General features: G+C 71.8%; 7 protein-coding genes and 1 pseudogene. 7 read left to right on the top strand and 1 reads right to left on the bottom strand.

Annotation, left to right across the window (positions count from 1 at the left end):
• Positions 1–93: pseudogene (locus AB0C02_RS31205) on the top strand (phytochelatin synthase); the annotation flags it as partial.
• Positions 94–170: 77 nt separating this feature from the next.
• On the opposite strand, the gene recQ reads toward AB0C02_RS31205, so the two are convergent.
• Positions 171–2,012, bottom strand: coding sequence for a DNA helicase RecQ (gene recQ, locus AB0C02_RS31200; protein ID WP_357552718.1), 1,842 nt, complete (start codon positions 2,010–2,012; stop codon positions 171–173).
• A 182-nt stretch (positions 2,013–2,194) separates the two neighbouring features.
• Here recQ and rapZ point away from each other — a divergent pair, with 182 nt between their 5' ends.
• The 6 genes from rapZ to tpiA all read left to right on the top strand — a co-directional run bounded on the left by rapZ (position 2,195) and on the right by tpiA (position 8,374).
• Complete coding sequence (gene rapZ / locus AB0C02_RS31195) at positions 2,195–3,103, top strand: RNase adapter RapZ (RefSeq protein WP_357552717.1); 909 nt, start codon at positions 2,195–2,197, stop codon at positions 3,101–3,103.
• Positions 3,100–4,083, top strand: a complete 984-nt coding sequence (yvcK, locus tag AB0C02_RS31190; RefSeq protein ID WP_357552716.1) for a uridine diphosphate-N-acetylglucosamine-binding protein YvcK — start codon at positions 3,100–3,102, stop codon at positions 4,081–4,083. Before rapZ ends, yvcK begins: the two co-directional genes overlap by 4 nt.
• Before the next feature lie 53 nt (positions 4,084–4,136).
• The gene (gene whiA, locus AB0C02_RS31185; RefSeq protein ID WP_357552715.1) at positions 4,137–5,117 is read left to right on the top strand and encodes a DNA-binding protein WhiA; all 981 of its coding nucleotides are present in this window, start codon (positions 4,137–4,139) and stop codon (positions 5,115–5,117) included.
• A 265-nt stretch (positions 5,118–5,382) separates the two neighbouring features.
• Positions 5,383–6,387 carry a type I glyceraldehyde-3-phosphate dehydrogenase gene (gene gap, locus AB0C02_RS31180; RefSeq protein WP_357552714.1) on the top strand — a complete coding sequence of 335 codons (1,005 nt, stop codon included), beginning with the start codon at positions 5,383–5,385 and terminating at the stop codon, positions 6,385–6,387.
• Entirely contained in the window at positions 6,384–7,583 is a 1,200-nt protein-coding gene (locus AB0C02_RS31175; RefSeq protein ID WP_357552713.1) for a phosphoglycerate kinase, read from the top strand. The genes gap and AB0C02_RS31175 overlap by 4 nt, the downstream gene beginning before the upstream one ends.
• A complete protein-coding gene (tpiA, locus tag AB0C02_RS31170; RefSeq protein WP_357552712.1) occupies positions 7,583–8,374 on the top strand; it encodes a triose-phosphate isomerase in 792 nt (263 codons plus the stop codon). Before AB0C02_RS31175 ends, tpiA begins: the two co-directional genes overlap by 1 nt.
• Positions 8,375–8,395 lie beyond the last annotated feature (21 nt).

Here is an 8,395-nt window from a genome sequence, read left to right as displayed (position 1 = left end):
GCCGACTCCGCCAACCCCAACATGGCCTCCTACAACATCAGCGTGGACAACCTCGCCAACTGGATCGCCACCCGCGGCTACAGCGCCTCCTGACCAAACCGGTAACAGGAGGATCCACGAAGGGCCCGACCCCCACAAGGGGCCGGGCCCTTCGGCGTCTACGGGTGCCGTCAGCCCTCGGCGAGGACGGCGAGGATCTGCTCGCCGTACTTGGCGAGCTTGTTCTCGCCGACGCCGCTGACCTGGGACAGGTTGGCGAGTGAGGCCGGCGCCTCGGTGGCGATCTGCCGCAGGGTGGCGTCGTGGAAGACGACGTACGCGGGCACGCCCTGCTCCTTGGCGGTGGCCGCCCGCCAGGCCCGCAGCCGCTCGAAGACCGGCGCCGCCTCGGGGGTGAGGTCGGCGACGACGGTGGCCGCGCCCCGGGGCTTCGCCGACCGGCCGGACGCCGGCTTCTCCGGCTCCCGCCGCATGGTGACCGTGCGTCGGCGGCCCAGCACCTCGGCGCTCGCCTCGGTGAGCGCGAGGGTGCCGTAGTCGCCCTCGACCGCGAGCAGGCCCTCGGCGAGCAGTTGCCGCACCACGCCCCGCCACTCCGGCTCGCGTAGTTCGGTGCCGATGCCGAAGGTGGTCAGCGAGTCGTGGCCGTACTGGTCGACCTTGTCGGTGCGCTTGCCGAGCAGGATGTCGACGCAGTGCCCGGCGCCGAACCGCTGGTTGCGTTCCCGGTCCAGCCGGTAGATGGTGGAGAGCAGTTTCTGGGCGGCGACCGTGCCGTCCCAGGACTCGGGCGGTTCGAGGCAGGTGTCGCAGTTGCCGCAGCCCGCCGCTTCGGTCTCGCCGAAGTATTCCAGCAGTTGCGCCCGGCGGCAGCGGACGGTCTCGCAGAGGGCCAGCATCGCGTCGAGGTGGGCGGCCAGGTTGCGCCGGTGCGCGAGGTCGCCCTCCGAGGTGTCGATCATCTTGCGCTGCTGGACGACGTCCTGCAGGCCGTACGCCAGCCAGGCGGTCGACGGCAGCCCGTCCCGCCCGGCGCGGCCGGTCTCCTGGTAGTAGCCCTCCACCGACTTCGGCAGGTCGAGGTGGGCGACGAAGCGTACGTCGGGCTTGTCGATGCCCATCCCGAATGCGATGGTGGCGACCATGACCAGCCCGTCCTCGCGCAGGAAACGCTGCTGGTTGGCCGCCCGGGTGGCCGCGTCCAGCCCGGCGTGGTAGGGCAGCGCCGCGACGCCGTTGGCCACCAGGAACTCGGCTGTCTTCTCCACCGAGGCGCGGGACAGGCAGTAGACGATCCCGGCGTCGCCGGGGTGCTCGTCGCGCAGCAGGCCCAGCAGCTGCTTGCGCGGCTCCCGCTTCGGCACGATCCGGTATTGAATGTTGGGCCGGTCGAAGCTGGCCACGAAGTGCCGGGCGTCGGTGAGCTGAAGCCGGGTGGCGATCTCGGCGCGGGTGGCCCCGGTCGCGGTGGCGGTGAGCGCGATGCGTGGCACCCCCGGCCAGCGTTCGTGCAGCATCGACAGGTTGAGGTAGTCGGGGCGGAAGTCGTGCCCCCACTGGGAGACGCAGTGCGCCTCGTCGATCGCGAACAGGGCGATCCGCCCGCGCTCCAGCAGGGCGACGGTGGCGTGGACGGCGAGGGCCTCCGGGGCAAGGTAGAGCAGGTTCAGCTCGCCGGCGAGGAAGGCGTCCTCCACCCGTCGCCGCTCGGCCGGCTCCTGCGTCGAGTTGAGGAACCCGGCGCGGACGCCGACCGCGGTGAGCGCGTCGACCTGGTCCTGCATGAGCGCGATCAGCGGGGAGACCACCACCGCGACGCCGTCCCGGACCAGCGCGGGGATCTGGTAGCAGAGCGACTTGCCGCCCCCGGTCGGCATCAGCACCAGCGCGTCGCCGCCGGCCACCACGTGCTCGACGACCTCCTGCTGGAAGCCCCGGAAGGCGTCGTAGCCGAAGACCCGGTTGAGCACCCGCAGGGCGTCCTCGGTCCGCTGATCGGTGGGGGAGACCATCCGCGAAGTCTACGAGCGTCCACCGACAGCGCCCGGACAACCTGCTGTTCCGGTCGTCACCCCATGGCATCCCGAGCGGGGTCCCAGCCGTTAGAGTCGCTGACTGACCAGGCGCGGCCGAGTGGCCGCGGCGCCACAGCTTGGGGGTAGTGGTGAGCGAGGCGCGGACGGCTGGAGGACTGGTGCCGACCGGTACGGAGACAGCCCCGGGCCGGCCGGCGCCGGCCGAGGCGGACACCACCCTGGTGGTGGTCACCGGCCTCTCCGGCGGCGGCCGGAGCACGGTGGCCCGGGCGCTGGAGAACGTCGGCTTCTACGTGGTCGACAACCTGCCGCAGGCTCTCATGCTCGACATGGCCGAGTTGGCCTTCAAGGCCGGCGGCGCGGCCCGGCGTACGGCGATGGTGCTGGACGTGCGCTCGCGCGCCTTCTCCACCGACCTGGCCGGGGCGATCCGGGAGCTGCACGAGCGGGGCTTCCAGCCCCGGGTCGTCTTCGTCGACGCCGACGACGAGGTGCTGATCCGCCGGTTCGAGAGCGTCCGCCGCTCGCACCCGTTGCAGGGGGACGGGCGGCTCGCCGACGGGATCGCCATAGAGCGGGCACTGCTGGAGGAGGCCCGGGAGCAGGCCGACGTGATCATCGACACCAGCCACCTCAACGTCAACCAGCTCCGGCGCCGGGTCGAGGAGCTGTTCGGCGGGGAGGACGCCCGCCGGCTGAGGATCACCGTGCTCTCGTTCGGCTTCAAGTACGGCCTGCCCCCGGACGCCGACTTCGTGATGGACGCCCGGTTCCTGCCCAACCCGTACTGGGTGCCCGAGCTGCGCGAGCACACCGGGCGCGAGGAGGCGGTCAGCGCGTACGTGCTGGGCCAGGAGGGCGCCGACGCCTTCGTGGCCGGGTACGCCGACCTGGTCAACGCCACCACCGCCGGCTTCGAGCGGGAGGGCAAGCGCTACCTGACCGTCGCCGTCGGCTGCACCGGCGGTAAGCACCGCAGCGTCGCGATCGCCGAGGAACTGGCCGCCCGGCTGCGGCAGTCGGGCATCGCCGCCAACGCCCAGCACCGGGACCTGGGGCGAGAGTGAACCCGGCCAGGGTGGTCGCCTTCGGCGGCGGGCACGGGCTGTCGGCGTCCCTGCGGGCGCTGCGGCACTGCGTACCCGAGCTGGACCTGGACATCACCGCGGTGGTCACGGTGGGCGACGACGGCGGCTCCAGCGGCCGGCTGCGGGCCGAGCGCGGCGGGCTGCCGCCGGGGGATCTCCGGCAGGCGCTGGTTGCGCTGGCCGGTGATCACCCGGCCACCCGGCGCACTGCCGGCCTGTTCCAGCACCGCTTCGCCGCGGCGGCGCGCCTGCCCGGCGCGGGCGCGGACAACCCGCTCGTCGGGCACGCCGTCGGCAACCTGGTGCTGCACGGGCTGATGGAGCTGGTCGGCGACCCGGTGGCCGCGCTCGACCACGCCGGCGCGATGCTCGGCGCGGTCGGCCGGGTGCTGCCGATGTCCTGCCAGCCGGTCGACATCGAGGCCCGGGTGCGCGGCGCCGACCCGGATCACCCCGACGAGGTACGCACGCTGCGCGGCCAGCACCAGGTGGCGGTCACCACCGGCCGGGTCGAGGCGCTGCGACTCGCCCCGGCCGCGCCGGCCGCCTGCGCCGAGGCGCTGGCCGCGGTGCGCGGGGCCGACTGGTTGATCTTCGGGCCGGGCAGCTGGTATACCAGCGTGCTGCCGCACCTGCTGGTGCCGGAGCTGGCCGACGCGATCATCTCCAGCCCGGCGCGGCGGCTGGTGACGCTCAACCTGGTGGCGGAGAAGGAGACCCTCGGGCTCTCCCTGGCCGACCATCTGGACACCCTGCGACGCTATCTGCCGGAGCTGAAGGTGGACGTGGTGCTGGCCGACTCCAAGGCGGTGGGTGATCCCGTGGCGGTCGAACGTGCGGCAGAATCGCTGGGTGCCCGGCTGGTCCTCGCCCCCGTCGCCGTCGTCGACGGCACGCCCCGTCATGATCCAGCCGCCCTGGGCGCCGCACTGGTGCCTGTCCTGGGCGCCGATCGTTAGACACGTACGTAATCACCGGCGACACGCCGGAACGGTCCGTTAGGGGGCGCACTATGGCGATGACGGCTGCGGTCAAGGACGAGCTGAGTCGGGTTGACGTGCCCAAGCCCTGCTGCCGGCGGGCGGAGATGACCGCCCTGCTGCGTTTCGCCGGCGGCCTGCACATCGTGTCGGGCCGCGTGGTGGTCGAGGCGGAGTTGGACACCGGCGCGGTCGCCCGGCGGCTGCGCCGGGAGATCGCCGAGGTCTACGGCTATCCGAGCGAGATCCACGTGCTCGCCTCCGGTGGGCTGCGCAGGGGCAGCCACTTCATCGTACGGGTGGTGAAGGACGGCGAGGCGCTGGCGCGCCAGACCGGCCTGCTGGACGTCCGTGGTCGGCCGGTGCGCGGGCTGCCGCCGCACGTGGTCGCCGCCAACGTCTGCTGCGCGGTCTCCGCCTGGCGGGGCGCGTTCATGGCGCACGGCTCGCTGACCGAGCCGGGCCGGTCCAGCGCGCTGGAGATCACCTGCCCGGGGCCGGAGTCGGCCCTGGCCCTGGTCGGCGCGGCCCGGCGGATCGGGATCACCGCCAAGAACCGTGAGGTGCGTGGCGTGGACCGGGTGGTGGTCAAGGACGGCGATGCGATCGCCGCCCTGCTCACCCGGATCGGCGCCCACTCCAGCGTGCTGGCGTGGGAGGAGCGGCGGGTACGCCGCGAGGTGCGGGCCACCGCCAACCGGCTCGCCAACTTCGACGACGCCAACCTGCGCCGCTCGGCCCGGGCCGCGGTGGCCGCCGCCGCCCGGGTCACCCGGGCGCTGGAGATCCTCGCCGAGGACGCCCCCGACCACCTCACCTCGGCCGGGCGGCTGCGGCTGGAGCACCGGCAGGCCTCGCTGGAGGAGTTGGGCGCCCTGGCCGACCCGCCGCTGACCAAGGACGCCATCGCGGGCCGGATCCGCCGGCTGCTCGCGCTGGCCGACAAGCGGGCGCGGGACCTGGGCATCCCGGATACGGAAGCGGCCGTCACGCCCGACATGCTCGTGGTCTGATAGGACGGTGGGGCGTCATTCTGCCGAGCGGGATCACCACCCGCCGCAGCGCGATGTCGCGCGCTCGGATAGGGTCGCTGCGTACGGCAAGGGGGCCGGCACAGGCACTCCTCGTCGTGCTCACCGCCTCGGGCGGTCAGGTCCCCAGGACCGCGGCGGGGTGGCCGAGATGAAACATCAACGGCCGGCTCCAACGGTCGGCGCACACACCTTCGCCGGCTGACGGTCGGATGCCGGCGGACCAGAACGCGAGGAGATGGGACCTGTGACCATCCGGGTTGGCATCAACGGCTTCGGCCGGATCGGCCGCAACTTCTTCCGGGCAGTGCTGGCGTCCGGCGCTGACATCGAGGTCGTGGCGGTCAACGACCTGACCGACAACGGGACGCTCGCCCACCTTGTCAAGTACGACAGCATCCTGGGCCGCCTTCCACAGGAGGTCAAGGCCACCGACGACGAGATCAGCGTGGGCGGCCACACCATCAAGGCGTACGCCGAGAAGGACCCGGCCAAGCTGCCGTGGGGTGAGGCCGGCGTCGACGTGGTCATCGAGTCCACCGGGTTCTTCACCGACGCCACCAAGGCGAAGGCGCACATCGACGGCGGGGCCAAGAAGGTCATCATCTCCGCGCCGGCGAAGAACGAGGACGTCACCGTGGTCATGGGCGTCAACCACGACCAGTACGACCCGGCCAAGCACACCATCATCTCGAACGCGTCCTGCACCACCAACTGCCTCGCCCCGATGGCGAAGGTTCTGCACGACACGTTCGGCATCCAGCAGGGCCTGATGACCACCATCCACGCGTACACGCAGGACCAGAACCTGCAGGACGCGCCGCACGCGGACCTGCGCCGGGCCCGGGCCGCCGCGCTCAACATCGTGCCGACCTCGACCGGCGCCGCCAAGGCGATCGGCCTGGTCCTGCCGGACCTCAAGGGCAAGCTGGACGGGTACGCGCTGCGGGTGCCGATCCCGACCGGCTCCACCACCGACCTGACCGTCACCCTCAACCGTGAGACCACGGTGGACGAGGTCAACGCCGCGATGAAGGCCGCCGCGAACGGCCCGCTCAAGGGCATCCTGGTCTACAACGAGGACCCGATCGTCTCCTCCGACATCGTCACCGACCCGGCGTCGTGCATCTACGACGCCCCGCTGACCAAGGTGGTCGGCAACCAGGTCAAGGTCGTCGGCTGGTACGACAACGAGTGGGGCTACTCGAACCGCCTGGTCGACCTGGTCAAGCTGGTGGGTAGCTCGCTGTGAGCATCCGCAACCTCGACGATCTGCTCGCCGAGGGGGTGTCAGGTCGGCGCGTGCTGGTGCGCGCCGACCTGAACGTCCCGCTCGACAAGCAGACGGGGGACATCACCGACGACGGCCGGATCCGGGCCGTCCTGCCGACGCTGGGCGCGCTGGTCCAGGCCGGCGCCCGGGTGGTCGTCTGCTCGCACCTGGGCCGCCCGAAGGGCACGCCGGAACCGCAGTTCAGCCTCCGTCCGGTGGCCGGGCGGCTCGGCGAGCTGCTCGGCGCCCCGGTCCACTTCGCCGCCGACACCGTCGGCGACTCCGCCCGATCCACCGTCGACGGGTTGGCCGACGGCCAGGTCGCCGTGCTGGAGAACCTCCGCTTCAACAAGGGCGAGACCAGCAAGGACGACGCCGAGCGGGGCGCCTTCGCCGAGCAGCTCGCCGCCCTCGGCGAGGCGTATGTCGACGATGCCTTCGGCGCCGTGCATCGCAAGCACGCCAGCGTCTACGACGTGCCGGCCCGGCTGCCGCACTTCGCCGGTCGGCTGGTGCTGCGCGAGGTCGAGGTGCTCAGCAAGCTGACCGGCGAGCCGCAGCGGCCGTACGTGGTGGTGCTGGGCGGTTCCAAGGTCTCCGACAAGCTCGCGGTGATCGAGGCGCTGCTGCCGAAGGTCGACCGGCTGCTCATCGGCGGCGGGATGTGCTTCACCTTTCTGAAGGCCCAGGGCCTGGAGGTGGGCAGCTCGCTGCTGGAGGAGGAGATGGTCGAGACCTGCCGCAACCTGATGGAACGCGAGCCGGGCAAGATCATGCTGCCGGTCGACGTGGTGGCTGCGGTCGCGTTCGCCCCGGACGCCGAGCACGACACGGTCCGGGTGGACGGCATCCCGAGCAAGCGGGTCGGGCTCGACATCGGCCCGGAGACGGTGGCCGGTTTCGCGGCCGCCCTCGAACAGGCGCGGACGGTGTTCTGGAACGGCCCGATGGGCGTCTTCGAGATGGCGGCGTTCGCCAACGGGACCCGCGGGGTCGCCGAGGCGATCGCGAAGTCCGGCGCGTTCAGCGTCGTGGGCGGTGGTGACTCCGCCGCCGCAGTGCGCACGTTGGGGCTGGACGAGTCGAGTTTTGGTCACATCTCCACCGGTGGCGGCGCCTCCCTGGAATACCTGGAGGGGAAGACCCTCCCCGGCATCGCGGCTCTGGAGAACTGATGGCGAGCACCCCCCGCCGGCCGCTCATGGCCGGCAACTGGAAGATGAACCTCAACCACCTCGAGGCCAACCTGCTGGTGCAGAAGCTGGCCGCGAGCCTCACCGAGAAGCAGCTCACCGACGTCGAGACGGTGGTCCTGCCGCCCTTCACCGACCTGCGGACCGTGCAGACCGCGGTGGACGGTGACAAGCTGCTGATCGGCTACGGCGCGCAGGACCTGTCGCCGTACCAGTCGGGCGCGTACACCGGGGACATCTCCGGGGCGATGCTGGCCAAGCTCGGCTGCTCGTACGTCGCGGTCGGCCACTCGGAGCGGCGGCAGTACCACCACGAGGACGACGCGCTGATCAACGACAAGGTCAACGCCGCCCTGTCCAACGGGCTCACCCCGATCCTGTGCATCGGTGAGGGGCTGGAGGTCCGCGAGCAGCTGCGGCACGTCCCGCACTGCTGCGACCAGCTCGACGGCGCGCTCCGCGGGCTCACCTCGGAGCAGGTCACCAAGGTCGTCGTGGCGTACGAGCCGGTCTGGGCGATCGGCACCGGCAAGACGGCGACCCCTGACGACGCCCAGGAGGTCTGCGGCGAGGTGCGCAAGCGCCTGACCGAGACCTTCGGCCAGGACACCGCGGACCAGGTCCGGATCCTCTACGGCGGGTCGGTCAAGGCGGCGAACATCGCCTCGATCATGGCTCAGCCGGACGTGGACGGGGCGCTGGTCGGTGGCGCCAGCCTGGACGCCGAGGAGTTCGCGCAGATCTGCCGGTTCCCGGAGCACATCGCCCGCTGATTGCTCGCTATCCTTGACGCT

The sequence above is a fragment of the Micromonospora sp. NPDC048999 genome (genome assembly GCF_040649295.1).
Taxonomy (GTDB): Bacteria; Actinomycetota; Actinomycetes; order Mycobacteriales; family Micromonosporaceae; genus Micromonospora.
Note: the sequence above shows the minus strand (reverse complement) of the source record. Positions and strands in the feature narration are given on the sequence as shown.